The sequence below is a fragment of the Streptomyces sp. NPDC006743 genome (genome assembly GCF_040703815.1).
In the GTDB taxonomy this organism is placed as follows: domain Bacteria; phylum Actinomycetota; class Actinomycetes; order Streptomycetales; family Streptomycetaceae; genus Streptomyces.
On sequence record NZ_JBEYJA010000005.1, the window covers coordinates 138,343 to 162,592 of the forward strand.

Genomic DNA, 24,250 nt, shown 5'->3' on the forward strand with positions numbered 1-24,250 from the left:
CCCGCGCTGTGCCGCCCTGGCGCTGCCGCGCCGGTCAGTCCCCGGAGAGGCTCCCGGGCCGCCCGGAGTGCACGCCCGGCTGGTACTTGGGCAGCCGTGCGGTGATCTTCATGCCGGCGCCCGGCGCGGTCTCGATGACCAGGCCGTGGTCGTCGCCGTAGACCTGGCGCAGCCGGTCGTCGACGTTGGACAGGCCGATGCCGCCGGAGGGGCTTTCCTCCCCCGCGAGGATGCGGCGCAGCAGCCCGGGGTCCATACCGGCGCCGTCGTCCTCGATGACGACCAGCGCCTCGGCGCCCGCGTCCTGGGCGGTGATGCGGATGCGGCAGGTTCCGGCCTTGCCCTCCAGACCGTGCTTGACCGCGTTCTCCACCAGCGGTTGCAGGCACAGGAAGGGCAGCGCGACCGGCAGCACCTCGGGGGCGATCTGCAGGGTGACGGCGAGGCGGTCGCCGAAGCGTGCCCGGACCAGCGCCAGGTAGTGTTCGATGGCGTGGAGTTCGTCGGCGAGCGTGGTGAAGTCGCCGTGCCGGCGGAACGAGTAGCGGGTGAAGTCGGCGAACTCCAGCAGCAGCTCGCGGGCGCGCTCGGGGTCGGTGCGCACGAAGGAGGCGATCACCGCGAGCGAGTTGAAGACGAAGTGCGGGGAGATCTGGGCGCGCAGGGCCTTGATCTCGGCCTCGACGATCCGGGTGCGGGAGCGGTCGAGTTCGGCCAGTTCGAGCTGGACGGACACGAAGCGGGCGACCTCGGCGGTGGCGCGGACCAGGACGGCGGACTCGCGGGGCGCGCAGGCGACCAGGGCGCCGTGCACCCGGTCGTCCACGGTGAGCGGGGCGACGACGGCCCAGCGCACCGGGCAGTGGGGCGCCCGGCAGGTGAGCGGGAACGCCTCGCCGCGGCCGGTGTCCAGCGCCCCGGTGAGGCGGTCCATGATCTCGTCGCGGTGATGGCTGCCGGTCCCGTCCCAGGCGAGCACCCGGCTGTCGTCGGTGAGGCAGAGCGCGTCGGTGCCGAGCAGCGAGCGCAGCCGGCGGGCCGCCTTCCGCGCGGTCTCCTCGGTCAGGCCGGCCCGCAGCGGGGGCGCGGCGAGGGAGGCGGTGTGCAGGGTCCGGAAGGTGGCGTGCTCGACGGGGGTTCCCAGTCCGCCGAGGTGGCGCGGGCGGGCGGTGCGCCGGCCCAGCCAGAACCCGGCGGCCAGCAGGGGCAGGACGGCGACGCACAGCCCGGCGAGGAAACCGCTCACCCCTTCACCTCCGTGGCCGGTTCCGGTTGCTCGGGCAGGTGGAAGCGGGCGAGGACGGCCGCCGTGCCGGCCGGCACCCGGCCCGGGGTGGCCAGGGACACCAGCACCATGGTGAGGAAGCCCAGCGGCACCGACCACAGGGCCGGCCAGGCCAGCAGCGCGTGCAGCGGGCCGGTGCCCGGGACTTCGGCCATGGTCACGGCGACGGCGACGAACGCGGCCCCGCCGCCCGCCAGCATCCCGGCCGCCGCGCCGGGCGGGGTCAGCCGCCGCCACCAGATGCCGAGGACGAGCAGCGGGCAGAAGGAGGAGGCGGACACGGCGAAGGCGAGGCCGACGGCGTCGGCCACCGGCAGTCCTCCGGCCAGGGCGCTCGCGGCCAGCGGCACGGCCATCGCGAGCACCGTGCCGAGCCGGAAGTGCCGGACGCCGCGGGCGGGCAGCGGGCCGCGCGAGGGCAGGACGTCCTGGGTGAGCACTCCGGCCACCGCCATGGTCAGGCCGGAGGCGGTGGAGAGGAACGCGGCGAAGGCGCCGCCCGCGACCAGCGCGCCGAGCAGGTCGCCGCCGAGACCGCCGACCAGACGGTCGGGCAGCAGCAGCACGGCGGCGTCCGCGTCGCCGGTGAGCGTCAGCTCGGGGGCGTAGAGGCGGCCCAGGGCGCCGTAGACCGGGGGCAGCAGGTAGAAGGCGCCGATCAGGCCGAGCACCGCCACCGTGGTGCGGCGGGCGGCGACGCCGTGCGGGCTGGTGTAGAAGCGGACGACGACGTGCGGCAGGCCCATGGTGCCGAGGAAGGTGGCGAGGATGAGTCCGTACGTGGCGTACAGCGGGCGTTCCTCACGGCTCGCGGCCGGCGTTCTGGACAGGCCGCCGGCGCCGGCCCGGTCCGCGGCGGGAACCCTGGCGCCCGGGTCGAAGGTGAGGCGGGTGCCGCGCTGGACGTGATGGGTGCCGGCCGGCAGGCTGACGCGTTCGCCGTGGTGGGGGCGGCCGTCGACGGTGCCGTGGACGGTGACGGTGAGCGGACGCTCCAGCCGCAGGCCGAGGGCGGCGTCGACGCGCACGGTGCGCCGCTCGCGGAAGGCGGCGGGCTCGTCGAAGGCGTGCCGGGGCGCGCCGTCGCCCTGCCAGGCCAGGAGCAGGAAGAGGGCGGGGACGAGCAGGGCGGTCAGTTTCAGCCAGTACTGGAAGGCCTGGACGAAGGTGATGCTGCGCATGCCGCCCGCGGCGACGGTCGCCACCACGACGGCGGCCACGATCAGCGCGCCCAGGGCCCCGGGTGCTCCGGTGAGCACGGCGAGCGTCAGTCCCGCGCCCTGGAGCTGGGGCAGCAGGTACAGCCAGCCGACCCCGACGACGAAGGCGCCCGCCAGCCGCCGCACCCCCTGGGAGGCGAGCCGGGCCTCGGCGAAGTCGGGCAGCGTGTAGGCGCCGGAGCGGCGCAGCGGGGCGGCGACGAACAGGAGCAGGACGAGGTAGCCGGCGGTGTAGCCGACCGGGTACCACAGCATGTCGGGGCCCTGGACGAGGACCAGTCCGGCGATGCCGAGGAAGGAGGCCGCGGAGAGGTACTCGCCGCTGATCGCGGCGGCGTTCAGGCGGGGGCCGACGGTGCGGGAGGCGACGTAGAAGTCGGAGGTGGTCCGCGATATGCGCAGGCCGAAGGCGCCGACGAGGACGGTGGCCACGACGACGAGGGCGACGGCGGGGACGGTGTAGGCGGAGTTCACGGGGATGCGGCCTCAGCGGTCCTCGGTCAGGCGGACGAAGTCGCGCTCGTTGCGTTCGGCGCGGCGCACGTACCAGCGGGCGAGCAGGACGAGGGGGGCGTAGAGGCAGAAGCCGAGGACCGCCCAGCGCAGGCGGCGGGCGTCGGGGGCCGCGGCGAACACCAGCGGCAGCGGCCCGACGAGCAGGACGAGCACGCCGAAGGCGGCGAGCGCGGTGCGCAGTTGGGTGCGCATGAGGGAGCGGACGTAGGTGTGGCCGAGGGTGGTCTGTTCGTCGATCTCGGTGCGTGGCCGGTAGTGGCCGGTGGCCCGGCGGGTGCGGCGGGGCGGACCGGTGACGGTGACGCGGCGTTCGGCGGGGTCCTGCGGCATGGCGGGCGTCCCCTAGCGCGCGGTGCGGCGCATCAGCAGGTCCCGCAGTTCACGCGCGTGGCGGCGGCTGACCTGGAGTTCCTCGGCGCCGATGAGGACGCTCACCGAACCGGCGTCCAGGCGCAGTTCGCGGATGTGGCGCAGGGCGACGAGATGGCGGCGGTGGATGCGGACGAAGCCTCGTGCGCGCCAGCGGTCCTCCAGCGCGGAGAGCGGGATGCGGACGAGGTGGCTGCCCCGGGCGGTGTGCAGCCGGGCGTAGTCGCCCTGCGCCTCGACGTGGGTGATGTCCTCGACGGCGACGAAGCGGGTCACGCCGCCGAGCTCCACGGGCAGTTGGTCGGGGTCGGGTTCGCTGACGGGGATCCGTACGGCGGTACGGCGCAGCTCGTCCGCGCGGCGCACGGCCTCCGCGAGGCGTTCCCCGCGGACGGGTTTGAGGACGTAGTCGACGGCCTTCAGGTCGAAGGCCTGCACGGCGAAGTCCTCGTGGGCGGTGACGAACACGATCAGCGGCGGCTCGGCGAAACCGGTGAGCAGCCGGGCCAGGTCGAGGCCGTCGAGGCCGGGCATCTGGATGTCGAGGAAGACGACGTCGATCGCGTCGGGCCCGCCGGGCCCCGACCGCAGCGCCCGGTTGATGCGGCGCAGCGCCTCGGTCGTGTCCCCCGCGCCCTCGACGCCCGCGATCCTGGGGTCGGCGCCGAGCAGGTAGAGCAGTTCCTCCAGGGAGGGGCGTTCGTCGTCGACGGCGAGGGCGCGCAGCATGAACGTGGAGTGTAGGGGCCGGCGGCGGCCCTGGACATGCGACGGGCACGGCCGTTCGCGCCGGAGGGTGTGGGGGTTCCTGCCGGAGGGCGCCGGGGTTCCCGTTCGAGGGCGCGGCGGTACCCACCGGAGGACGCGGGGATTCCTGTCGAAGGGAAGGGGCGCTCACGTCGGAGGGTGCGGGCATTGATGCCGGACGGCGCCGGCCGCTCACGGCGGCCGTCGCGGGCGCTGCTGACGGCCGTCGCAGGTGCTCCCCGTGGCCGTCGCAGGCGTTCCCGGTGGTCGTCGCGGGCGCGCGCGGCGGCTGTCGCGGGCGCTCCTCCGCGGCCGTCGCAGGCGTTCCTGCCGGGCAGCGGGGGCGCTGACCCTCCGACGGCGTGCGCGTGCACGCTCGACGGGCGCGGGCCGCCACGCTGGATACAGTGCGGGCATGAACAGCAGGCCCACGCCGTTCGACGAGCTGGATCGCAAGATCCTCACCGCTCTGATGGCAAACGCCCGTACGAGTTTCGCGGAGATCGGTGCGGCCGTCGGGCTGTCCGCCACGGCCGTCAAGCGCCGGGTGGACCGGCTGCGCGACACGGGGGTGATCACCGGGTTCACGGCGACGGTGAAACCCTCCGCGCTGGGCTGGCGCACCGAGGCGTACGTCGAGGTGTACTGCGAGGGCGCGGCACCGCCCCGGCGGCTGGCCGAGGTGGTGCGCAACCACCCGGAGATCACGGCGGCGATGACCGTGACCGGCGGCGCGGACGCGCTGCTGCACGTGCGGGCGCGGGACGTGGCGCACTTCGAGGAGGTGCTGGAGCGGATCCGGGTCGAGCCGTTCATCCGCAAGACGATCAGCGTCATGGTCCTCTCCCATCTGCTGCCGGACAGCCCGGAGGCGGGGGCCAGCCAGGCCGCCCCCGAAGGCGCAGCAGACGTGCGCTGAGGGGAGGGAAGACGCAGTATTCCTGCGCCGACACGCAGCTTCCGTTCCTTGTCGGTCGTATCCGCCGCTTCCTACCGTGGTGTCAACCCTCAGTCGACACCCCAGGAAGCGGAGGAACCCCTCTGTGCCCGAATCCCGTGTGCCGCGCCGGCGGCGCTTCCTCGTCTGCGAACCCAGACACTTCGCCGTGCAGTACGCGATCAACCCCTGGATGCACCCGGACCGACCCGTCGACACCGGACTCGCCCAGGCCCAGTGGCAGGCGCTGACCGACGCCTACCGCGCCCACGGTCACCTCGTGGAGACCGTGGAACCCGTCCCCGGACTGCCCGACATGGTCTTCGCCGCCAACGCGGCGGTCGTCGTCGGCGGCCGTGTCTTCGGTTCCCTCTTCAAGGCACCCGAGCGGCGCCCTGAATCCGTGCCCTACGACACCTGGTTCAAGTCCGCCGGGTTCGACGTGTACCGGCCCGAGTCGGTGTGCGAGGGCGAGGGCGACCTCGTGCCGGCCGGCCGCTGGCTGCTGGCCGGCACCGGCTTCCGCACCACCCGGGAGGCCCACCGCGAGGCCCAGGAGTTCCTGGGGGTGCCGGTGATCGGCCTGACCCTGGTGGACCCGTACTTCTACCATCTCGACACGGCGTTGTTCGTCCTCGACGACGACAACATCGCCTACTACCCGCAGGCGTTCTCGCCCGGCAGCCGCGAGGTGCTGGCCCGGCTGTACCCGGACGCGGTGATCGCCACCCAGGAGGACGCCGCGGCCTTCGGGCTCAACTCCGTCTCCGACGGGCGGCACGTGTTCATCTCCCCCGGCGCGACCGCCCTCGCCGACCGCCTCGCGCACCTCGGTTACCTGCCCGTTCCCGTCGACCTGTCGGAGTTCCACAAGGCCGGCGGCGGGATCAAGTGCTGCACCCAGGAGATCCGCTCATGACCGCACCCGCAGACACCCGTACCTCCGACGAGCTGATCCGGGCGGAGGAGCCGGTGCTCGCGCACAACTACCATCCCCTGCCCGTGGTGGTCGCCCGGGCCGAGGGCGCCTGGGTGGAGGACGTCGAGGGCCGCCGCTACCTCGACATGCTGGCGGGTTACTCGGCGCTGAACTTCGGCCACCGCCATCCCGCGCTGATCGACGCGGCCCGCGACCAGCTCGACCGGCTGACCCTCACCTCCCGGGCCTTCCACAACGACCGGCTCGCCGAGTTCGCCGAGCGGCTGGCGGCGCTCACCGGGCAGGACATGGTGCTGCCCATGAACACCGGCGCCGAGGCGGTGGAGAGCGCCATCAAGGTCGCCCGCAAGTGGGCGTACGAGGTCAAGGGCGTCCCGGCCGACCGGGCGACGATCGTGGTCGCGGCGGGCAACTTCCACGGCCGCACGACGACCGTCGTCGGCTTCTCCACGGACGAGACCGCACGGTCGGGCTTCGGCCCCTTCACGCCCGGATTCCGGATCGTCCCCTACGACGACCTGGCGGCGATGGAGGCGGCGGTCGACGAGACCACGGCCGCCGTCCTGATCGAGCCGATCCAGGGCGAGGCGGGGGTGATCGTGCCGGGCGACGGCTACCTCGCCGGGGTGCGGGAGCTGACCCGGCGGGCGGGCTGCCTGTTCGTCGCCGACGAGATCCAGTCGGGTCTGGGCCGCACGGGCCGGACCCTCGCCGTCGAGCACGAGGGCGTGGTGCCGGACGTCGTCCTGCTCGGCAAGGCGCTCGGCGGCGGCATCGTCCCGGTGTCGGCGGTCGTGGGCAGCCGGGAGGTGCTGGGGGTGCTGCGGCCGGGCGAGCACGGGTCGACGTTCGGCGGCAATCCGCTGGCGGCGGCGGTCGGCACGGCGGTGGTCGAGCTGCTGGAGACGGGCGAGTTCCAGCGCCGGGCCGCCGGCCTCGGCACGGTCCTGCGCGACGGCCTGACCGAGCTGGTCGGCAAGGGCGTGGTGGGCTTCCGCTCCCGCGGCCTGTGGGCCGGCGTCGACGTCGACCCGGCCCTCGGGACCGGCCGCGCGATCAGCGAACGGCTGATGCGGGAGGGGATCCTCGTCAAGGACACCCACGGTTCCACGATCCGCCTGGCGCCGCCGCTGACCGTCACCGAGGACGAACTGCGCTCCGCCCTGGGCTCCCTGGAGAGGGTACTGGCCTCCTGAACCTGACGGTCCGGCCGCCTGACCGCCTGGCGGACGGACGGCACGGCTGGGGGCGCCCCGCTCGGGGGCGCCCCCAGTGTCGTCGCGGCCCGGGTGCCGCCGCCGCTCGGTGGCGCGGCTCGGACGAGCGACGAGCAACCTCAGTCGTTGGGCCGTGCCGCGCTGATGTCCCCGAGCGCGGAGCCCGGGTCCCGTTCGATGGCCAGGTCGCCGATGGACACGATCCCCACCGGGTGGCCGTGGTCGACGACCGGCACACGGCGCACGGAGTGCTCGCGCATCAGCTCCACCGCGTGGTCGACCTCCTCGTCGGGGCCCACGGTGAAGAGGTCGCCGCTGCACGCGGAGGCGACCGTCCTCTGCTCCTGGTCGCCGCCCTCCGCCAGCGAGCGGACCACCAGGTCGCGGTCGCTGACCAGGCCGCGCAGTTCGTCGCCCTCGGTGACCAGGACGATCCCGATGTCCTCGTCCCGCATCTTCTGGGCCACCGCCGTGACCGAGGCCTGCGGCTCCACCGTCACCAGTCGGCTGGTCATGATGTCGCGTACGTGCTGAGCCATGACGCCTCCCTTCGTCGGGTCCTGCGATGCCGTTCACCGCAACTGCTCCGGCCGGGTACCCGGCCCGAGCCGCGCCGCACCTGCCGCACCGCACCGCACATCGGCCCCGGCCCGCCCCCGTTCCCCAGGGGCCTCCGGCCCTCACACGCGAACGTTGGCCGCGCGGGATGCGGGTACCCGAGCGGCGACGGCACTTCCCTTGAGGAGATGACTCCCATGCTGCTCATCGGCCTGCTCCTCCTCGCTGCCACGGGCGCCTTCACCGGACTGGCCATCGCCGGCAACATGTCGGGCGGCCCCCGGTACACGGTGTCGATACTCGGCAACGACATCGTCACGATGAACACCCTCGCGATCTTCAGCACCGGACTCGCGCTCGCCCTGCTCTTCTGCCTCGGCCTGTCCCTGCTGGCCGGCGCGGCCACCCACCACCGGCACAACCACCGCGTCGCGCGGTACGGCGGCCGGACCGACACCGGCCCGGCGAGCGGGACGACCCGTCCGGACGACCGCCGCTATCCCTGACGTGACCCGGGACGCGGCCGTCCGTGACGCGCCCCGGGTGCGGGTCAGTGGTACGCGTGCACCACGGCGTGGCCCTTGCCCCGGCCGATCATCCACCGGTTGACGGGGGTGGTCAGCAGGAAGGCGAGGGCCAGGGAGAGAAGCAGGGAGATCCAGAAGAGGGCGTCGGCCAGACCGGCGTCCATGGCGCCGGGCACGCCGACCATGACGGTGTTGTCGATCAGCTCCATGACCGCGATGGACACGGTGTCGGCGGCCAGTGCGACCTTGAGCGCCTGCCGTACGGGCAGACCGGCCCGCAGGACGCCGCGCATGGTCAGCGCGTAGCCGAAGACGAAGGCCAGCGCGACGGAGACGGCGACGGTGGCACCGTTGTGCAGGCCGGCGGCCGTCCCGACGACCATGCCGAGCACCTCGCCGATCGCACAGCCGGTGAGGCAGTGCAGCGTGGCCTGCGCGGCCATGCGCCAGGAAGTGGCCCCGAGAGCGGGGTGATGAGGCCCGTCATGGCCGCCGTGCCCGTCAGGAGCGTGATGCGGGTCGTGCCGTGCGTGCCGTGTCTGCTGCCCGTGGTGTGCGTCGTGGCCGGGACCGTGGTGTGCGTCGTCGCCGAGGCCGTGGTGTTCGTGGTGTGCCATCTTCGCTCCCCTGTCGATGTGGCTGCGGGAGTACAGAACGTCATACCCCCGGGGGGTATTCCGGCTGCTGGATCCCGTGTACGGCGTCCTCCGGGACGGCGGGTGCGGACAGCCGCCGTCCCGGAGGAGTCAGGGCCTACTGCCCGGCGAGCGCCCTGCGCATCTCGGCGATCTCCGCCGACTGCGAGGTGATGACCGACTCCGCCAGTGCGGTGGCCGCGCTGTCGGCGCCCTTGTCCCGTTCCGTGCGCGCCATGGCGACGGCGCCCGCGTGGTGGTCGACCATCATGCGCAGGAACGCGCGGTCGAAGGCCTTCCCGGAGAGCTTCGCCAGCTCGCTCATGGCGGCGTCCGACATCATCCCGGGCATCGGCGAAGCGGAGTCCCCGGAGGCGGAGTGCCCGGACGCCGTCGAGCCCGAGTGGTCCATGCCGGGCATGTCCCCCGGCATGTCGGTCGTGTCCGTGGCGCCGGCGCCGGGTACGGCCGCGCCCCACGCCTTCAGCCAGCCGGTCATGGTCGCGATCTCCGGGTCCTGGGCCTTCCTGATCCTCGTGGCGAGGTCCTTGACCTGCTGTGACGCGGCGCGCGTCGGCACGAGGGCGGCCATGGCCACCGCCTGGCGGTGGTGCGGGATCATCTGCTGCGCGAACGCCACGTCCTGCGCGTTGTGGCCGCCCCTGCCCGCCGAGGGGGCGGCGGACGGGTGGGCGGTGGAACCGTTCCCGGGGGCGGAGTGGGCCGGCGTGGAGGTGCCGCTGCTGCCGCAGCCGGCCAGCACCAGGGCGGCGGTCACGGCCGCGGCCGCGGCGGCGGTGCGCCGGGAACGGAGACGGATTCGGGGGGTCGTCAGGCGAGTTGCCATGGACGTACAGCTCCTTGGAGAACACCCGCGCGGGCGCGCGGGAACGACGGATCAGGTGCGGGACCGGAGCACGCCACCCCGGAGCGAGCGGGATGCCGCGCGGGTGCCTCTAGATCCGCAGGAGCTGCAACTCGGCCAGGTCGGGCGGCGCCCGGCCCTCGACGGTGCGGCCGGCCGGGGCGGGGCGGGCCGGGGGCGGCGCGGCAGCGGGGACCGGCGTGGGCAGCAGCGCGGGCGGCGCGTACCCCGTGGCCGTACCGGCGGCCGCGCAGGTGGCGTCCGCGTGGTGCACGGTCGTGCCGCCGCCGGCACCGGACGCATGCCGGCAGGCGTCGCCTCCGGCGGATTCCGCGGCCGCGGTCGTCGCGCTCGCGCCGTGCTCCCCCGGCCCGGACGTCTCGCCGCGGCTCACCGCCGCGACCGCCTCACCGTGGTGCCCCGTCGCGGACATCCCGCCGAGGTGCCCCAGGGAGGTCCTCCCGCGGCCGCCCGGCACGGACATCCCGCCGGGCGCCAGCCCGTGCATCGCCAGGATCCCGGCCAGCACGGCCAGGAGGAGCAGCGTCCGGCGGGCACGGTGCTCGGGTGAGCGGGGGCGGGCGCCGGACGTCATGGGCCCATCCTACGGAGGGCCGGCCGCCCGGCGCGGCGCCCCCCTGCCCCGGTGGACCGGACGGCGCGGACGCTCACTGCTCCTGCCGCCGCTGCCGGCGGCGGCGCACCAGGTGCCGGACGACGAAGGCGGCGACGAGGACGGCGAGTGCCACCAGGACGTAGACCTCGTACCGCTTGATCGTGTCGTAGACGGCGTTGATGTGGGTCCCCGCGAAGTAGGCGAGGGAGACCCACAGCCCCACCCACAGGGCCGCGCCCAGGGCGTTGAAGGCGAGGAAGCGCAGCCAGTGCATGCCGGTGGTGCCCGCGATGATGCCGTTGGCCTGCCGCAGCCCCTCGATGAAGCGTGCCACCGTGACGATCTTTCCGCCGTGGCGGGTGAAGAACCGCTCCGCCGTCGCGAACCGCTGCGGCGTCAGGAAGACGTACTTGCCCCAGCGGTGCACGAAGGCGCGGCCCCCGAAGTGGCCGATCAGGTAGCCGATGTTGTCACCGACGACCGCGGCGGCGAAGGCGATGAGGCCCACGGCCACCACGTTCAGCTCCCCCGCCCCGGCATACACGCCCGCCGCGATGAGCATCGTCTCCCCCGGCGCGGGGACCCCGAAGTCCTCCACGAGGACGACGCCCCCGACGGCAAGGTAGCCGTAGTGGCTGAGCAGCGGTGCCAGGTGCTCCAGCGGACCCGGAAGCGGAGGAGCCATGGACCCCACCGTACGTCCACGCCGGGCCGTCACTCCCGTTTCAACGGGTACGCGTCGCCCGCCAGCCAGAGCCGGTCCTTGTGGTCGACGTGGCAGTCGAGGTGTTCCGGAAGGCTGCGCAGGTAGGCCACGGCGGACTCGGTGAACCGGACCCGGCCCCTGCCGAGGTGGGTCATGCCCGCCGGTTCGTCCAGCTTGGCGAGCCAGACGGCCTGTTCGACGTCCACGTCGGCGGTGTACGTCGCGTTGGAGCCGGACTCCTGTGCCAGGGAAGCCATGATGTCCCCGTAGTGGGCGTGGTCGAGGACGGCACGCAGGGCGTCCTCCACGCTCGGCAGCCCGGCGGCCACCTGGTCGGTGCCAAAGGGGTGGCCGGGACGTACCCGGGCGAACGCGAGCCACGCCCGTCCACCGGCCACCGGCATGACGTGGCCCACCGGGAAGCCCCCCGGTTCGCCGTCGTCCACGCAGACGTACACCACGTCACCGAGGCCGTCCTCCCGTTCCTGTTTGAGGAAGAGCTTCCGCCGCTGCAGCAGCTTGGTGACGGACCGGTCGATGCGTGAGAGTTTCATCGGCACTCCTCTGGGCTGCCTCCGCACCCGCGGAAGGCGTGGAAAACGTGGAAGACGCGGGAGACGGCGGCGACGAGGACCGGGCCGACGGCCGGCGTTCCGGCGCGGGCCGCGCGGCCCGCAGGACGCGCAGGCTCACCACCCCGGTCGCCGCGGTGGCGAGGACTCCGCAGCCGATGGCGACGGCGGCGAAGAGCGCGGTGCGCGCGTCCAGGCCCATGACCCGCTCGAAGACCGGCGCCGTGCCGGCCGTCAGCACCGGTGCCAGACACAGCGCCGTCAGGTGCAGCCGCCACTCCTCGCCTGCCCAGGTACGCCCCTGACGTGCCGCGCGCCGCCCGCAGACGGCCATGACGGTGTAGGAGAGGGCGTAGGGCACGAGGGAGGCCGCCAGCATCCGCCGTCCCCCCGCTCCCCAGGTCAGACAGGAGCGGACGGTCCAGGCCAGCGCCGCGGCCCCGGCCAGGTGGGCCGCGGCCGCCACCGGCGGCGGTGCCCAGGTGCCGGACAGGCCGGCGAGCCGCCCGCGCCGGTCCAGGCCGCGCGAGGCGACGAGCGCGCCGAGGACGGCCACCGAACCCAGGTGGAGGATCGCCACCTGGTTGATCTCGGCCAGGGACAGTCCCGGCAGCAGCCACGGCAGGACGCCCCATTCCAGCCGCAGCAGGGGCGCGGTCAGCAGGAAGGCGCAGCACAGCAGCATCCACCGCTGGTGCAGGTCGGGCCGGCCTCTGACTGCGGCCAGGACGCCGCAGGTCACGCTCATCACGGTGCCGGCCAGGAGGGTGGCGAGCACGATCCAGAACGCCGCCCCGCTGAAGGCGTCCTCGGGAGCGGTGCGCGCGAGGTACAGCCCGGCACCCGCCATCGAGCCGTACACCGTGACGGCGAAGGCCACGCCGAGCGCCCGGTGCAGGCGTACGCGCCGCCGTGCCGCCGTCAGCAACTGCGCGGGGCCCAGCAGCATGAGCGCACCTCCGAGCACCGTGTGCAGGACCAGCGGCAGCAGGCCGTGCCGGTAGGGCCCGGACCGGGTGGCCACGGCGTCGGCCACGTAACGCGGTGAGACGGCGTGCGACAGCAGCCACTCGCCGAACGCGGGGGCACCGGGACGGGCGTAGGGCCACAGCCCGGTCGCCGCGACCGGCGCGTAGGCCAGGCAGACCGCGGTCACCGTGACCGCGGCGGCCCGGCGCCAGGTGCTGCCCGTCGGACGGCGCACGGCGAACCCCCTCTCCTGGCCGCGGCGCGGACGGTCGGCGCCCCCGCCCCCGATCCCTCAATAGTCCGGATTGGACTGTCCAGGCTGGACCATGGACACGGTAGAGCGGGCCGCGGCCCGGGTCAACGGTCCGTCGCGGGCTCAACACTCCGTCGTGGTCTCAGCAGTCCGTGGTGGTCTCAACAGTCCGCGCGGGCTCAACGGTCCGTCGCGGTTCAGGAGTCCTCGGCCGGTCCGCGCAGTTCCTCGCGTCCGCGCACCCAGGTCCAGAAGTCGACCATCATCTGCTCGTAGCGGATGCCGAACTCCAGCGCCTCCCGCTGCCCCGGCGTCAGCAACTCGCCCACTTCCTCGGCGAGTTCGGCGTACGAGCGCAGGGTGCTCCGGTGCTCGTCCAGCTGGACCGGGGCCAGCACCTGCGGCCGCGCCCCGAACCAGAGTTTGAGGATGCCGCGCTCCCTGGCCTCCACCGGTTCGAACTCCGGGTCACCGAGCCACTCCCGCAGGGCGGTCCGGCCGTGCTCGGTGAGGGCGAGCACCCTGCGGTTGCGCCCGCTCTCCTGCCGTACCTGCTCCAGCAGCCCCGCCTCCAGCAGACGGTCGCACTGCGCGTACACCTGCGCGTGCGGCACCGACCAGAACGGCGCCACCGTCCGCGCCGCCTGCACCTTGACGTCATAGGCACTGGCCTCGCCCAGTTCGTCGATGATCCCGAGCACGAGGAAGGAGGAGGTCGTCAACCGCACGTCAGCCATGAGGCGACGCTACCGCCCCGCTCACGGGCGGCGGACCGTGGCGGGGGGCGGCCCGGGCGGCGGGCGAGGAGTCGGCGGGAAACGGAGGGGGCATGGCTGTACAAGACACCGGAGTGAGGGGCGAGTCGTGTTCTATCACCTGCTGAAACACGTGCTGCTGGGCCCGCTGCTGAGGCTGTTCTTCCGGCCGCGCATCGAAGGACTGGAGCACGTGCCCCGGTCCGGTCCCGCCATCGTCGCGGGCAATCACCTGTCGTTCTCGGACCACTTCCTGATGCCCGCGGTGCTCCGGCGGCGCATCACCTTCCTGGCCAAGGCCGAGTACTTCACCGGCCCCGGTCTCAAGGGACGGCTCACCGCCGCCTTCTTCCGCAGCGCCGGGCAGATCCCGGTCGACCGGTCGGGCAAGGAAGCGGGCCGGGCCGCCATCCGGGAGGGCCTCGGGGTGCTCCGCAGGGGCGAACTCCTCGGCATCTACCCGGAGGGCACCCGGTCGCACGACGGCCGCCTGTACAAGGGCAAGGTGGGCGTCGCGGTGATGGCGCTCGATGCGGGGGTGCCGGTGGTTCCGTGCGCGATGATCGGCACGTTCGAGGCCCAGCCGCCGGGCCGGGCCGTCCCGCGGATCCACCCCGTCGTCATCCGCTTCGGCGAGCCGCTCGACTTCTCCCGCTACGCCGGCATGGAGGGCGAGAAGGCGGTCCTGCGCGCCGTCACCGACGAGATCATGTACGCCATCCTGTCGCTGTCCGGGCAGGAGTACGTCGACCGGTACGCGGCCGACGCCAAGGCCGAGCAGAGCGCGGCACAGGCCGGCCGGGACCGCAGGTTCCCGCGGGCGCCGCTGACCTGACCGGCGGCGGACGGCGAAAGGACGGCCTGCGGCTGCGGCACGGCGAGGGGACGACCGGCGGCTGCGGCACGGCCACGGGACGACCGGCGGCCGCCGCACGGCCCAAGGACAGCCGCGGGCTGCGGCACGGCGAAGGACGGCCAGCGGCGCCGCACGCAAAAGGACGACCGTCGGCTGCCGCACGGCGAAGGGACCGTCTGCGGCTGCCGCACGGTGAAGCTACCGCCGGCGGCTGCGGCACGGCGAAAGGGCGGCCGGGAGATCCGGCCGCCCCTCACCGCGCCTGCCGGACCGCTAGGGCTTCGGCGTGGCGTGCGGACCGCAGGTCACGTCCGCCCCGTCCACCTCGCCGGTGAGCAGGTAGGCGTCCACGCGGCTGTTGATGCACGGGTTGACCAGGCCGGTCACCCCGTGGGAGCCCGCGTCCTTCTCGGTGATCAGACGCGAACCCTTGAAGCGCTGGTGCAGCTCGACGGCGCCCGGGTACGGGGTGGCGGCGTCACGCGTGGACTGCACGATCAGGACCGGCGGCAGCCCCTTGCCGGTCTTGACCTCCAGCGGGGTCCGCTGCTTGACCGGCCAGGTGGCGCACGGCAGGTTCATCCAGGCGTTGGACCAGGTCAGGAACGGGTACTTCGCGTTGAGCCGGGTGTTGTCCCGGTCCCACTTGTGCCAGCTCGTGGGCCACTTGGCGTCGGCGCACTCGACGGCGGTGTACACCGCGTTGCCGTTCTCCGTGGCGATGTTGCCCGCGGTGTCGGACATGTCGGGGGCGGCGGCGTCGATCAGCGGCTGGGGGTCACCGGCGAAGTACTTGCTGAACGCCGTGGCCACCGGCACCCAGGAGGAGTCGTAGTACGGGGGGGTCTGGAAGAAGCCGAGCAGTTCGGCCGGGCCGACGACCCCGCCGATCGGGTTCTTCTTCGCGGTGGCGCGCAGCTGGAGCCACTTGGCCTGGACGGCGTCCCGGGTGGTGCCCAGGTGGAAGCTGGCGTCGTTCTTGGCGACCCAGTCCTGCCAGTCCTTCCAGCGGCCCTCGAAGGCGATGTCCTGGTTGAGGTTGGCCTCGTACCAGATGTTCTCCCGGGCCGGGTTGACGACGCTGTCGACGAGCATCCGGCGCACGTGGCCGGGGAACAGCGTGCCGTAGACGGCGCCGAGGTAGGTCCCGTAGGAGACACCCAGGTAGTTGATCTTCTTCTCGCCGAGCGCGGCGCGGATGACGTCCAGGTCGCGGGCGGTGTTCGGGGTGGTCATCTGCTCGAGCATCGCGCGGCCGGTGCGCTCGTAGCAGCCTTCCGCGTACTCACGCGCCAGCTTGCGCTGGGCCAGCTTGTCGGCCTCGGAGTCGGGCACCGGGTCCGGCTTGGGCGCCTTGACGTACTCCTGCGGGTCCGCGCAGGAGATGGGCGTGGAGTGGCCGACGCCGCGCGGGTCGAAGCCGACGAAGTCGTAGGCCTTCGCCACGTTGGCCCAGACGGGGTTCTTGGAGGTGACCCGGGCCGGGAAGCGCAGGCCGGAGCCGCCCGGACCACCCGGGTTGTAGACGAGGGCGCCCTGGCGCTCGCCCTTGGTGCCGGTGTTGCCGATCCGGTCGACGGCGAGCTTGATCTGCTTGCCGTACGGGTGGGCGTAGTCGAGCGGAACCGAGACGTAGCCGCACTGGATCGGCTTGGCGAGCCCCCAGTCGGCGGGGCAGTCCTGCCAGTCGATGCCGGCCCTGGCGGCGCGGTCCGCGGCGACGGCCGCGCCGCGGGCCTCCCGGTCCTGGCCGTGACGGCTGTCCGCACTGGCCGCGGGGGCCGCCACGGCACCGGCTATCAGGGTCGCCGTGACCAGCGCGCCGGCCGAACCGAACACCACAGCGCGGTTCTTCGGTCTCATAGCCCTCAAGTGGGACCTCCCCGTACATCGTTGCGAATTGGGTACGGGGGATCCTTCCGGCTGTGAGGCGCCTGAGAACAGGGGTCGTTGACCTTCTTTGCCAATCCGATAACCGGCGTATGGTGTTCCGCTCAGCGGAGACGGGAGGGGGGCCCGGCCGGGGCCGGGCGATCGGGGCCGTGGGGGCGGTACCGCCCGGGCTGCGTCGCGGAGTCCGGGGGCGGCCCTGGTGCCGCCAGGGGCGGGGCCGCGCCGTCCGGTGCCGGCCGACGAGAGGGGTGGCCGGGGACCGGCCGGTCCCCGGGCCGGCGGCACGGAGGACAGGAAGGCGGGGTGGACGGCACGGAGGACAGGGAGGGCGGGTTGGCCGGGAGGCCGGGCCGGGGTGGCAGGGGTGCTTCCGGTGGCGTTCAGGGCGCGCAGTGGCGCGCCGGCCCGCGCGCGGCGTGCCGGTCGAGCGCCCGTCTCAGCTCCTCCAGTTCGGCGCCGGACAGGGCGCCGCCCTGGGCGAACTTCAGGATGTGCTCGGCGACCGTACGCACTTTCGTGTTCGTACGCTGCGAGACCTCGCGCAGGACCCGCCAGGCGCTCTCCGGAGGGACGCGTCCGACGGCCACCAGGGCCCCGATGGCCTGGTCGATGACGGCGTGCGAGGTCAGGGCACGCTGCAACTGCTCGTTCTCCTCGTGCAGCCGCTCGTGCTCCGCCACCAGGTCGGTGACGGACAGCGGCTGGAGCGGATGCCGCCTGGACATCGCGAAGAACGCCATGGAGATCCCCTGGGTCGTCGAGCGGCCACAGTTCCGACTCCAGCTTGCTCCATGAGGGCCACGCGCACGACCGGAACGGGCGGCACGGGCTCCCCGGCGCCGCGGGCCGGCCCCGCCGCTGCGCCGGCGGAGCCGAAACGGCCCAAATGACGTACCGCCTTTCGGCGTAGGAAAACGTCCTTTTTCCGGGGCCGTTCGGGTTGCGCGGCGCGTCTGCCCGGATGGCGGAACGGTTTCTTCCGCTGCTGGTCCGGGGCTCGCCGGAGGTGGGGACAGCCGTTCGAGCGCAGAGGTGTCCACCCGAACGGGCGAGCGGTGAGTAACAACACAAACCTCCGGTTCCGTTGGGATTTTCGGACATCCATAGGTGAAGATCCCTGTCTGACGACAAGCCCCCGCCACAACGGCGGGGCGGTCCGGGCGGACGCCGAGTCCTGCCGCCGCCCGGATGACCGGTCGACAGGAGTGGATCGGCAGGAGTGGAGGACCCAAGCACGACGGGTCGCCGGAACGGTCACGCCATGGCCGGATCGAGCTGCCCTTGGGGTGAAGCCGCGCGCCGCGCGGCCGGGCTACTTCGCCAGCCCGAATCCGACAGGTCATCCTTCACAGGCGGCTGACGAAGGGTTGCGCATGACTGCGCTCAATCGTGTCCCGTCGCTCATGGCCCGGGCCGGCACGGCCTCGGCCCTGACCCTCGCCGCCGTCGGCGGCTCGATCGTGGTGCCCGGCGTCGCCTCCGACGCCTCGGCCGCGACCATGGCGACGAAGGCGCTGCAGATCGCGGCGTCCAAGAAGGGCTCCCCCTACCAGTGGGGGGCCACGGGACCCCGCAGGTTCGACTGCTCCGGGCTCACGCTGTACTCCTTCAAGAGGGCGGGCAAGAAGCTGCCCCGCACGGCCGCGCAGCAGTACAACAAGTCGCGGCACATCTCCTCGAAGAGCCGCCGGGCCGGGGACCTGGTGTTCTTCCACTCGGGCTCGTACGTCTACCACGTCGGCATCTACGCCGGCTCGGGCAAGATCTGGCACGCGCCGAAGACCGGGGACGTGGTGAAGCTGGAGAAGATCTGGACCAGGAGCGTCTGGTACGGCCGGGTCAGCTGACCCGCCCGGGGGTGCCGGCGGCGCCGCGGAAGACCGCCGGCACCCCCGGGCGGCGCACACGCCCGACGGGCCACGGGCGCGAAAACGACGCGGCCGGCTGACGGCTGACGGCTGACGGCTGACGGCTGACGGCTGACGGCTGACGGCTGACGGCTGACGGCTGACGGCTGACGGCTGACGGCTGAGTACACCGCGGCGGCTGCCGTGCCGCGCGGGTGACGGCGGGACCCAGGTCCTTCGCAGCTCTTAGGGCTGCCGCACGCCCGGTGCCGTGACCGGGTGGGTGTGCACCGGCCACGGCAGGTCCACGCTGACCGTCTTGCCGCCCTCGCGGGTGGGACGCACGGTCACCCTGCCGCCGCACTCGGCGGTGAGCCAACGGATGATCACCATGCCCCGGCCGTTGTCCTGCTGGACGGCGGCCGGCAGGCGTCTGGGGAACCGGGGGTGGCTGTCGGTGACCCCGATGCGCAGCTGTTCGTCGCGGTCGAGGACCAGGTCCACCCTGAAGGTGGGCGACTGGCCGAGGGTGTGCTGTACCGCGTTGGTGGCCAGTTCCGAGACGATGAGCCGCACGGTGTCGGCGGTGTCCGTGTCCGACGGCAGACCCCACTCCGCCAGCGCGCCGACCGCGTAGGTACGGGCGGCCGCCACCGAGGCGGGATCGCTCGGCAGGGTGACGGATGCTTCCAGGTGGTCTGCCATGGCGACGTCGTCCCTTTCCCGCGGGACCGCGGTCGGACACGGAGCGGATGGTTTCGAGTACGGTCCCGGACTGGTGCTTCGCCGTCAGAGTGCCACCGCCGGGCGGGTCACGGGTGGCGATCCGCCAAGATGTGCATATATCTGTCCCTCGAAGCGGTGAACTCTGCGGCGGGAGGCCGTGGGTGACGCCCGTTCGGGAAGAAGTGAGGAGCCGGTTCCATGCAGCACGGTCCCGCGGTGCGCCGCCGCAAGCTCGGCGCCGAACTGCGCGCGCTGCGCAGCGATGCGGGTCTCACCAGTGGCGAGGCGGCCCGGCTCGTGGGCTGGCACCAGTCGAAGGTGAGCCGGATCGAGACGGGCGCCAGCGGCGTGAAACCGTCCGACGTGCGCTCCCTGCTGGACGCGTACGCGGTCCGCGACGCCCAGCTGCGGGACCTGCTGATGATGCTGGCCGGCTCCGACGACGGTGACGGCAGGCACCACTGGTGGCACGCCTACCGCGGGGTCCTGCCGCCGACGTACCGGGACTTCATCAGTCTGGAGTCGCAGGCGAGCGCGATGCGCACGCTGGAGACGACGGTCGTCCCGGGGCTGCTGCAGACACCGGAGTACGCCCGCGCGGTGACCCGGGCCGCCGTGGACGGGCTCGACGAGGACCGGCTGGACGCGCTGGTGGAGGTGCGGCTGGCCCGTCAGGCCGTGCTGCGGGGCGACCCGCCGCTGACACTCGAGGCGGTGCTGGACGAGGCGGTGCTGCGCCGGGAGGTCGGCGGCCCCGAGATCATGGCGCGGCAGCTCGAGCGGCTGTCGGAGGCGGCGCGGCTGCCCCAAGTGACCCTGCGCGTCCTGCCGTTCACCGCGGGGGCGCATATCGGCCTCACGTGCCCTTTCGTCATCTTCTCATTTAAGAACACTTCTGATCTGGATGTGGTCGTTCTTGACCACTTGACGAGTAGCCTCCATCTGGAGCGGAAAGAAGATGTGGAGGCCTACACCGAGGCCTTCGACACCCTTCGGTTCCACGCACTGTCGATCGAGGACTCGTCGGCCTTCATCGCCGGGATGCACCAGGGCAGGTGACGGCGCGCGAACGGGTCACGCCTTGTCGGACGTCAAGGAGGCACCATGTCCGCTCTGCCTCGTCACGTACCTTCCGCGACCGGTCTGCCCGGCGTGCGGTGGCTTCGCAGCAGCTACAGCACGGGAGCGAACAACTGCGTCGAGACAGCCCGGCCGGCCGCGCCGCCGTACCCCGGACTGCTCGCCGTGCGCGACTCCAAGGACCCGGCCGGGCCCGCACTGCTCTTCTCCCCGGGGAGCTGGGCGGAGTTCACGGCCGCGGTGCGCCACCTCTGAGGTTCGTCGCGACACCGTCGGGCGTTTCCCGGCCCCCGCCGTCACCCGCGGCGCACGGCCGTGTCCCCCCGGCTCACGGTCGCGTCCCGCCCTCTCGTGGCCGGGTCTCCCCGATCACTCGTACAGCACGTTCGATCTGTGCAGCGGACAGGTCCGCGCGGGCGGTCAGCCTGAGCCGTGACACGCCGTCGGGCACGGAAGGAGGACGGAAGCAGCCCACGGCCAGGCCCGCCGCGCGGCAGTCGGCCGCCCACCGCACGGCGTCCCCCGCAGAGGGCGCGCGCACGGAGACCACCGCAGCGTCCGGGCGCACCGCCCGCAGTCCCGCGGCGGTCAGGCGCGCGTGCAGTCCGGCCGCCACCGCCCGCGCCCGCGCCGCGCGCTCCGGTTCACGGCGCAGCAGGCGCAGTGCGGCCAGGGCCGCGCCCGCCGCCGCGGGGGCGAGTCCGGTGTCGAAGATGAACGTCCGGGCCGTGTTGACCAGATGGTCGATCACCCGGGCCGGTCCGAGCACCGCTCCGCCCTGGCTGCCCAGGGACTTCGACAGCGTGACGGTGACGACCACGTCGTCCGCGCCCGCGAGTCCCGCCGCGTGGGGGGCTCCCCGGCCGCCGGCGCCGAGGACGCCGAGACCGTGCGCGTCGTCGACGACCATGCCGGCGCCCTGCTCCCGGCAGACCTCGGCGAGGCGGCCGAGGGGGGCGGCGTCGCCGTCGACGGAGAACACCGTGTCGCAGACGAGGACGGCCTCACCCGCGTGCGTGCCGAGCGCCTTGCGCACGGCGTCCGGGTCCGCGTGGGCGACGACCTGCGTGCTGGCGCGGGCCAGCCGGCAGCCGTCGATGAGCGAGGCGTGGTTGCCCGCGTCGGAGACGATGAGCGAACCGTGCGGGGCGAGCGCGGTGACCGCGGCGAGGTTGGCCGCGTACCCGGAGGAGAAGACCAGGGCCGCCTCGGCACCGCAGAACTCCGCCAGTTCCCCCTCCAGTTCGCGGTGGAGCGCGGTGGTGCCGGTGACCAGGCGGGAGCCGGTGGCGCCGCCGCCCCAGGTGCGGGCCGCCTCCGCCGCGGCCTCGGTGACCTCCCGGTGGCGGGCCAGGCCCAGGTAGTCGTTGCTCGCCAGGTCCAGCAGGGGCGAGCCGGCCGGGCGGGGCCGCAGCGTCCGTACGAGCCCGGCGCGGCGGCGGGTGTCCGCCTGCTCGTCGATCCAGCCGAACGCCATGGCTCCTCCGGGACTTTTGTAGGCAGTGGACAGACACTAGCCGCAGGAAACGCCCCGCATGGTGTGGCAATACCCACACGTCGAACCGTCTCTGTTGTGCAAACTCTCCTTGGCCCCGGACGGCCCCGTAGGACAGGATCGGCTCTCATGGACCTGCTGAACACGCTGGTGGACAAGGGGCTTCGGCGCGAACTGCCGACCCGTGAGGAAGCTCTGGCCGTCCTGGCCACCTCCGACGACGACCTGCTCGATGTGGTGGCCGCGGCCGGGAAGGTGCGCCGCCGCTGGTTCGGCCGGCGGGTGAAACTCAACTACCTCGTCAACCTCAAGTCCGGCCTGTGCCCCGAGGACTGCTCGTACTGCTCGCAGCGGCTCGGCTCCAAGGCGGACATCCTCAAGTACACCTGGCTCAAGCCCGACGACGCCTCCCGGGCCGCGGCGGCGGGCCTGGCGGGCGGTGCCAAGCGGGTCTGCCTGGTGGCCAGCGGGCGCGGGCCGACCGACCGGGACGTGGACCGGGTCTCGGAGACCATCAGGGCGATCAAGGACCAGAACGAGGGCGTCGAGGTGTGCGCCTGTCTCGGACTGCTCTCCGAGGGCCAGGCCGAGCGGCTGCGCGCGGCGGGTGCCGACGCGTACAACCACAACCTCAACACCTCCGAGTCGACGTACGGCGACATCACGACCACCCACACCTACGCCGACCGGGTGGACACGGTGAACAAGGCGCACGCGGCGGGGCTGTCCGCGTGTTCGGGACTCATCGCCGGCATGGGCGAGAGCGACGAGGACCTGGTCGACGTCGTCTACTCGCTGCGCGCGCTGGACCCGGACTCGGTGCCGGTCAACTTCCTCATCCCGGTCGAGGGGACCCCGCTGGCCGCGGAGTGGAACCTCACCCCGCAGCGGTGCCTGCGGATCCTCGCGATGGTGCGGTTCGTGTGCCCGGACATCGAGGTGCGCATCGCCGGTGGCCGCGAGGTCCATCTGCGGACGATGCAGCCGCTCGCCCTGCACCTGGCCAACTCGATCTTCCTCGGCGACTACCTGACCACCGAGGGCCAGGCCGGCAAGGACGACCTGGACATGATCGCGGACGCGGGCTTCGAGGTGGAGGGCACCGACCAGGTGACGCTGCCGGAACACCGCGCGCGGGCCGGGGCCGGCTGCGGCTCGCACGCGGGCGCGGACGCCGGCGCCCCGCAGGACGGCGGGTGCGGATCGCACGGGGACGGCGGGTGCGCCTCGCACGGGAGCGGCGGGTGCGCCTCGCACGCGGACGGTGGTGTCTGCGGTGCGGCGACGGCCCCGGCCGGCCCCGCGAGCCCGGCCGAGCCCCGCACCGACCTGGTCGCGCTGCGCCACCGCGGTGCGGGAACGGACCTCGCGCCCAATGCCTGACCCGTCCGGCCGGCGGGTGCCGGAGTTGCTGGACCTCGACCGGCGGCACGTGTGGCACCCCTACGGCCCGATGCCGGGCCGTCAGGAACCGCTGGTCGTGGAGTCGGCGAGCGGGGTGCGGCTGAGACTCGCCGAGGGCGCGGGCGAGCTGGTGGACGGGATGTCGTCGTGGTGGGCGGCGATCCACGGCTACCGCCACCCGGTGCTCGACGAGGCCGCCCGCGCGCAGTTGGCGCGGATGAGCCATGTGATGTTCGGCGGGCTCACCCACGAGCCCGCCGTCCGGCTCGCGAAGCTCCTTGTCGACATGTCTCCCGACGGTCTGGAGCACGTCTTCCTGGCCGACTCCGGCTCGGTCTCGGTCGAGGTCGCGGTGAAGATGTGCCTGCAGTACTGGCGCTCGCTCGGCCGCCCGCAGAAGCGGCGGCTGCTGACCTGGCGGGGCGGCTACCACGGGGACACCTGGCAGCCGATGTCCGTGTGCGACCCCGAGGGCGGGATGCACGAGCTGTGGTCGGGCGTGCTGCCGCGCCAGGTGTTCGCGGACGCGCCGCCGGCCGGGTACGACGAGACGTACGCGGCGCACCTGCATGAGCTGATCGAACGCCACGCGGGCGAACTGGCCGCCGTGATCGTCGAACCGGTGGTGCAGGGCGCGGGCGGGATGCGGTTCCACTCCCCCGCCTACCTGCGGGTGCTGCGCGAGGCGTGTGACGCGCACGGGGTGCTGCTGGTGTTCGACGAGATCGCGACCGGGTTCGGCCGCACCGGCGCGCTGTTCGCGGCCGACCACGCGGCGGTGACCCCCGACGTGATGTGCGTGGGCAAGGCGCTCACCGGTGGCTACCTGACCATGGCCGCGACGCTGTGCACGGCGCGGGTGGCCGACGGGATCTCGCGCGGCGAGGTGCCGGTGCTGGCGCACGGCCCGACGTTCATGGGCAATCCGCTGGCCGCCGCCGTGGCGTGCGCCTCGATCGGACTGCTGCTGGGGCAGGACTGGCTCGGCGAGGTCAAACGGATCGAGGCGGGCCTGCGGGAGGGACTGGCTCCGGCGGCGCGGCTGCCGGGCGTGCGGGACGTACGCGTGCTGGGCGCCATCGGAGTCGTCCAGCTCGACCGTCCGGTGGACATGGCGGCGGCGACCCGGGCCGCCGTGCGCGAGGGCGTGTGGCTGCGGCCGTTCCGGGACCTGGTGTACACGATGCCGCCGTACGTCACGGACGACGCGGACCTGGCACGGATCGCCCGCGCGGTGTGCGCGGCGGCGCGGGAGGGATGAG

Annotated in this window: 26 protein-coding genes and 1 riboswitch; of the genes, 10 read left to right on the forward strand and 16 right to left on the reverse strand. The window is 73.3% G+C overall.

Going from position 1 to position 24,250, the window contains the following annotated elements; translation table 11 throughout:
- Nucleotides 1-34: 34 nt before the first annotated feature.
- The 4 genes from ABZ719_RS06775 to ABZ719_RS06790 are packed head-to-tail and all read right to left on the reverse strand — an operon-like array spanning nt 35 to nt 4,119.
- Nucleotides 35-1,246 (reverse strand): histidine kinase, encoded by a 1,212-nt coding sequence (locus ABZ719_RS06775; RefSeq protein WP_366724145.1) that lies wholly within the window; start codon nt 1,244-1,246, stop codon nt 35-37.
- On the reverse strand, nt 1,243-2,979 hold the full coding sequence (locus ABZ719_RS06780; protein ID WP_366724146.1) for a cation acetate symporter: 1,737 nt from the start codon (nt 2,977-2,979) through the stop codon (nt 1,243-1,245). The genes ABZ719_RS06775 and ABZ719_RS06780 overlap by 4 nt, the downstream gene beginning before the upstream one ends.
- Before the next feature lie 12 nt (nt 2,980-2,991).
- Nucleotides 2,992-3,351 carry a hypothetical protein gene (locus tag ABZ719_RS06785; RefSeq protein WP_366724147.1) on the reverse strand — a complete coding sequence of 120 codons (360 nt, stop codon included), beginning with the start codon at nt 3,349-3,351 and terminating at the stop codon, nt 2,992-2,994.
- 12 nt (nt 3,352-3,363) lie between these two features.
- Nucleotides 3,364-4,119: a LytTR family DNA-binding domain-containing protein gene (locus ABZ719_RS06790; RefSeq protein ID WP_366724148.1), complete on the reverse strand. Its 756-nt coding sequence runs from the start codon at nt 4,117-4,119 to the stop codon at nt 3,364-3,366.
- Nucleotides 4,120-4,552: 433 nt separating this feature from the next.
- Here ABZ719_RS06790 and ABZ719_RS06795 point away from each other — a divergent pair, with 433 nt between their 5' ends.
- The 3 genes from ABZ719_RS06795 to rocD all read left to right on the forward strand — a co-directional run bounded on the left by ABZ719_RS06795 (nt 4,553) and on the right by rocD (nt 7,210).
- Nucleotides 4,553-5,056: an Lrp/AsnC family transcriptional regulator gene (locus tag ABZ719_RS06795; RefSeq protein ID WP_366724149.1), complete on the forward strand. Its 504-nt coding sequence runs from the start codon at nt 4,553-4,555 to the stop codon at nt 5,054-5,056.
- 124 nt (nt 5,057-5,180) lie between these two features.
- Nucleotides 5,181-5,993 carry a dimethylargininase gene (ddaH, locus tag ABZ719_RS06800; RefSeq protein ID WP_366724150.1) on the forward strand — a complete coding sequence of 271 codons (813 nt, stop codon included), beginning with the start codon at nt 5,181-5,183 and terminating at the stop codon, nt 5,991-5,993.
- Nucleotides 5,990-7,210, forward strand: coding sequence for an ornithine--oxo-acid transaminase (gene rocD / locus ABZ719_RS06805; protein ID WP_366724151.1), 1,221 nt, complete (start codon nt 5,990-5,992; stop codon nt 7,208-7,210). Before ddaH ends, rocD begins: the two co-directional genes overlap by 4 nt.
- 140 nt (nt 7,211-7,350) lie before the next feature.
- Here the strand turns inward: rocD and ABZ719_RS06810 are convergent, their stop codons facing one another.
- Nucleotides 7,351-7,770, reverse strand: a complete 420-nt coding sequence (locus ABZ719_RS06810; RefSeq protein WP_037856633.1) for a CBS domain-containing protein — start codon at nt 7,768-7,770, stop codon at nt 7,351-7,353.
- Between the two features lie 216 nt (nt 7,771-7,986).
- On the opposite strand from ABZ719_RS06810, the gene ABZ719_RS06815 reads away from it, so the two are divergent.
- Nucleotides 7,987-8,295: a hypothetical protein gene (locus ABZ719_RS06815; RefSeq protein ID WP_366724243.1), complete on the forward strand. Its 309-nt coding sequence runs from the start codon at nt 7,987-7,989 to the stop codon at nt 8,293-8,295.
- A gap of 44 nt (nt 8,296-8,339) precedes the next feature.
- Here the strand turns inward: ABZ719_RS06815 and ABZ719_RS06820 are convergent, their stop codons facing one another.
- The 7 genes from ABZ719_RS06820 to ABZ719_RS06850 all read right to left on the reverse strand — a co-directional run bounded on the left by ABZ719_RS06820 (nt 8,340) and on the right by ABZ719_RS06850 (nt 13,669).
- Nucleotides 8,340-8,759, reverse strand: coding sequence for a DUF4396 domain-containing protein (locus ABZ719_RS06820; RefSeq protein WP_366724244.1), 420 nt, complete (start codon nt 8,757-8,759; stop codon nt 8,340-8,342).
- A 310-nt stretch (nt 8,760-9,069) separates the two neighbouring features.
- A complete protein-coding gene (locus ABZ719_RS06825) occupies nt 9,070-9,798 on the reverse strand; it encodes a DUF305 domain-containing protein (protein ID WP_366724152.1) in 729 nt (242 codons plus the stop codon).
- A 109-nt stretch (nt 9,799-9,907) separates the two neighbouring features.
- A complete protein-coding gene (locus tag ABZ719_RS06830; RefSeq protein WP_366724153.1) occupies nt 9,908-10,411 on the reverse strand; it encodes a DUF6153 family protein in 504 nt (167 codons plus the stop codon).
- Nucleotides 10,412-10,484: 73 nt separating this feature from the next.
- The gene (locus tag ABZ719_RS06835) at nt 10,485-11,117 is read right to left on the reverse strand and encodes a DedA family protein (protein ID WP_366724154.1); all 633 of its coding nucleotides are present in this window, start codon (nt 11,115-11,117) and stop codon (nt 10,485-10,487) included.
- 29 nt (nt 11,118-11,146) lie between these two features.
- Nucleotides 11,147-11,692, reverse strand: coding sequence for a hypothetical protein (locus ABZ719_RS06840; protein ID WP_366724155.1), 546 nt, complete (start codon nt 11,690-11,692; stop codon nt 11,147-11,149).
- Nucleotides 11,601-12,914, reverse strand: a complete 1,314-nt coding sequence (locus tag ABZ719_RS06845; protein ID WP_366724156.1) for a DUF2306 domain-containing protein — start codon at nt 12,912-12,914, stop codon at nt 11,601-11,603. Before ABZ719_RS06845 ends, ABZ719_RS06840 begins: the two co-directional genes overlap by 92 nt.
- A gap of 215 nt (nt 12,915-13,129) precedes the next feature.
- Nucleotides 13,130-13,669 carry a PadR family transcriptional regulator gene (locus ABZ719_RS06850; protein WP_366724157.1) on the reverse strand — a complete coding sequence of 180 codons (540 nt, stop codon included), beginning with the start codon at nt 13,667-13,669 and terminating at the stop codon, nt 13,130-13,132.
- Nucleotides 13,670-13,796: 127 nt separating this feature from the next.
- Here ABZ719_RS06850 and ABZ719_RS06855 point away from each other — a divergent pair, with 127 nt between their 5' ends.
- The gene (locus tag ABZ719_RS06855) at nt 13,797-14,522 is read left to right on the forward strand and encodes a lysophospholipid acyltransferase family protein (RefSeq protein WP_366724158.1); all 726 of its coding nucleotides are present in this window, start codon (nt 13,797-13,799) and stop codon (nt 14,520-14,522) included.
- A gap of 294 nt (nt 14,523-14,816) precedes the next feature.
- Here the strand turns inward: ABZ719_RS06855 and ABZ719_RS06860 are convergent, their stop codons facing one another.
- Together ABZ719_RS06860 and ABZ719_RS06865 are read right to left on the reverse strand one after the other, a co-directional pair.
- Nucleotides 14,817-16,406, reverse strand: a complete 1,590-nt coding sequence (locus ABZ719_RS06860; protein WP_366724159.1) for an alpha/beta hydrolase — start codon at nt 16,404-16,406, stop codon at nt 14,817-14,819.
- A 410-nt stretch (nt 16,407-16,816) separates the two neighbouring features.
- Nucleotides 16,817-17,176 carry an ANTAR domain-containing protein gene (locus ABZ719_RS06865; protein WP_366724160.1) on the reverse strand — a complete coding sequence of 120 codons (360 nt, stop codon included), beginning with the start codon at nt 17,174-17,176 and terminating at the stop codon, nt 16,817-16,819.
- Nucleotides 17,177-17,591: 415 nt separating this feature from the next.
- Nucleotides 17,592-17,806: riboswitch (cyclic di-AMP (ydaO/yuaA leader) on the forward strand.
- A gap of 3 nt (nt 17,807-17,809) precedes the next feature.
- On the opposite strand from ABZ719_RS06865, the gene ABZ719_RS06870 reads away from it, so the two are divergent.
- On the forward strand, nt 17,810-18,283 hold the full coding sequence (locus ABZ719_RS06870) for a C40 family peptidase (protein WP_037856608.1): 474 nt from the start codon (nt 17,810-17,812) through the stop codon (nt 18,281-18,283).
- Between the two features lie 246 nt (nt 18,284-18,529).
- On the opposite strand, the gene ABZ719_RS06875 is transcribed toward ABZ719_RS06870, so the two are convergent.
- Nucleotides 18,530-18,988, reverse strand: a complete 459-nt coding sequence (locus ABZ719_RS06875) for an ATP-binding protein (protein WP_366724161.1) — start codon at nt 18,986-18,988, stop codon at nt 18,530-18,532.
- A 219-nt stretch (nt 18,989-19,207) separates the two neighbouring features.
- Between ABZ719_RS06875 and ABZ719_RS06880 the strand changes: the two genes are divergently transcribed.
- Nucleotides 19,208-20,068 (forward strand): helix-turn-helix transcriptional regulator, encoded by an 861-nt coding sequence (locus ABZ719_RS06880; RefSeq protein WP_366724162.1) that lies wholly within the window; start codon nt 19,208-19,210, stop codon nt 20,066-20,068.
- Between the two features lie 45 nt (nt 20,069-20,113).
- Nucleotides 20,114-20,344, forward strand: coding sequence for a DUF397 domain-containing protein (locus ABZ719_RS06885; protein ID WP_366724163.1), 231 nt, complete (start codon nt 20,114-20,116; stop codon nt 20,342-20,344).
- Between the two features lie 73 nt (nt 20,345-20,417).
- Here ABZ719_RS06885 and ABZ719_RS06890 read toward each other — a convergent pair whose 3' ends face one another.
- On the reverse strand, nt 20,418-21,566 hold the full coding sequence (locus tag ABZ719_RS06890; RefSeq protein WP_366724164.1) for an 8-amino-7-oxononanoate synthase: 1,149 nt from the start codon (nt 21,564-21,566) through the stop codon (nt 20,418-20,420).
- Nucleotides 21,567-21,713: 147 nt separating this feature from the next.
- Here ABZ719_RS06890 and bioB point away from each other — a divergent pair, with 147 nt between their 5' ends.
- Both bioB and ABZ719_RS06900 read left to right on the forward strand, forming a co-directional pair.
- Nucleotides 21,714-22,967 carry a biotin synthase BioB gene (gene bioB / locus ABZ719_RS06895; protein WP_366724165.1) on the forward strand — a complete coding sequence of 418 codons (1,254 nt, stop codon included), beginning with the start codon at nt 21,714-21,716 and terminating at the stop codon, nt 22,965-22,967.
- The gene (locus ABZ719_RS06900; protein ID WP_366724166.1) at nt 22,960-24,249 is read left to right on the forward strand and encodes an adenosylmethionine--8-amino-7-oxononanoate transaminase; all 1,290 of its coding nucleotides are present in this window, start codon (nt 22,960-22,962) and stop codon (nt 24,247-24,249) included. Before bioB ends, ABZ719_RS06900 begins: the two co-directional genes overlap by 8 nt.
- The last annotated feature ends 1 nt before the right edge of the window (nt 24,250 follow it).

Excerpts from the sequence above, each read along its gene's own strand:
- ABZ719_RS06785 (WP_366724147.1), bottom strand. The coding sequence starts at position 3,351 with ATGCCGCAGGACCCCGCCGAACGCCGCGTCACCGTCACCGGTCCGCCC.
- ABZ719_RS06790 (WP_366724148.1), bottom strand. The coding sequence starts at position 4,119 with ATGCTGCGCGCCCTCGCCGTCGACGACGAACGCCCCTCCCTGGAGGAA.
- ABZ719_RS06795 (WP_366724149.1), top strand. The coding sequence starts at position 4,553 with ATGAACAGCAGGCCCACGCCGTTCGACGAGCTGGATCGCAAGATCCTC.
- rocD (WP_366724151.1), top strand. The coding sequence starts at position 5,990 with ATGACCGCACCCGCAGACACCCGTACCTCCGACGAGCTGATCCGGGCG.
- ABZ719_RS06810 (WP_037856633.1), bottom strand. The coding sequence starts at position 7,770 with ATGGCTCAGCACGTACGCGACATCATGACCAGCCGACTGGTGACGGTG.
- ABZ719_RS06815 (WP_366724243.1), top strand. The coding sequence starts at position 7,987 with ATGCTGCTCATCGGCCTGCTCCTCCTCGCTGCCACGGGCGCCTTCACC.
- ABZ719_RS06820 (WP_366724244.1), bottom strand. The coding sequence starts at position 8,759 with ATGGCCGCGCAGGCCACGCTGCACTGCCTCACCGGCTGTGCGATCGGC.
- ABZ719_RS06825 (WP_366724152.1), bottom strand. The coding sequence starts at position 9,798 with ATGGCAACTCGCCTGACGACCCCCCGAATCCGTCTCCGTTCCCGGCGC.
- ABZ719_RS06830 (WP_366724153.1), bottom strand. The coding sequence starts at position 10,411 with ATGACGTCCGGCGCCCGCCCCCGCTCACCCGAGCACCGTGCCCGCCGG.
- ABZ719_RS06835 (WP_366724154.1), bottom strand. The coding sequence starts at position 11,117 with ATGGCTCCTCCGCTTCCGGGTCCGCTGGAGCACCTGGCACCGCTGCTC.
- ABZ719_RS06840 (WP_366724155.1), bottom strand. The coding sequence starts at position 11,692 with ATGAAACTCTCACGCATCGACCGGTCCGTCACCAAGCTGCTGCAGCGG.
- ABZ719_RS06850 (WP_366724157.1), bottom strand. The coding sequence starts at position 13,669 with ATGGCTGACGTGCGGTTGACGACCTCCTCCTTCCTCGTGCTCGGGATC.
- ABZ719_RS06860 (WP_366724159.1), bottom strand. The coding sequence starts at position 16,406 with ATGAGACCGAAGAACCGCGCTGTGGTGTTCGGTTCGGCCGGCGCGCTG.
- ABZ719_RS06865 (WP_366724160.1), bottom strand. The coding sequence starts at position 17,176 with ATGGCGTTCTTCGCGATGTCCAGGCGGCATCCGCTCCAGCCGCTGTCC.
- ABZ719_RS06870 (WP_037856608.1), top strand. The coding sequence starts at position 17,810 with ATGACTGCGCTCAATCGTGTCCCGTCGCTCATGGCCCGGGCCGGCACG.
- ABZ719_RS06875 (WP_366724161.1), bottom strand. The coding sequence starts at position 18,988 with ATGGCAGACCACCTGGAAGCATCCGTCACCCTGCCGAGCGATCCCGCC.
- ABZ719_RS06880 (WP_366724162.1), top strand. The coding sequence starts at position 19,208 with ATGCAGCACGGTCCCGCGGTGCGCCGCCGCAAGCTCGGCGCCGAACTG.
- ABZ719_RS06885 (WP_366724163.1), top strand. The coding sequence starts at position 20,114 with ATGTCCGCTCTGCCTCGTCACGTACCTTCCGCGACCGGTCTGCCCGGC.
- ABZ719_RS06890 (WP_366724164.1), bottom strand. The coding sequence starts at position 21,566 with ATGGCGTTCGGCTGGATCGACGAGCAGGCGGACACCCGCCGCCGCGCC.
- bioB (WP_366724165.1), top strand. The coding sequence starts at position 21,714 with ATGGACCTGCTGAACACGCTGGTGGACAAGGGGCTTCGGCGCGAACTG.
- ABZ719_RS06900 (WP_366724166.1), top strand. The coding sequence starts at position 22,960 with ATGCCTGACCCGTCCGGCCGGCGGGTGCCGGAGTTGCTGGACCTCGAC.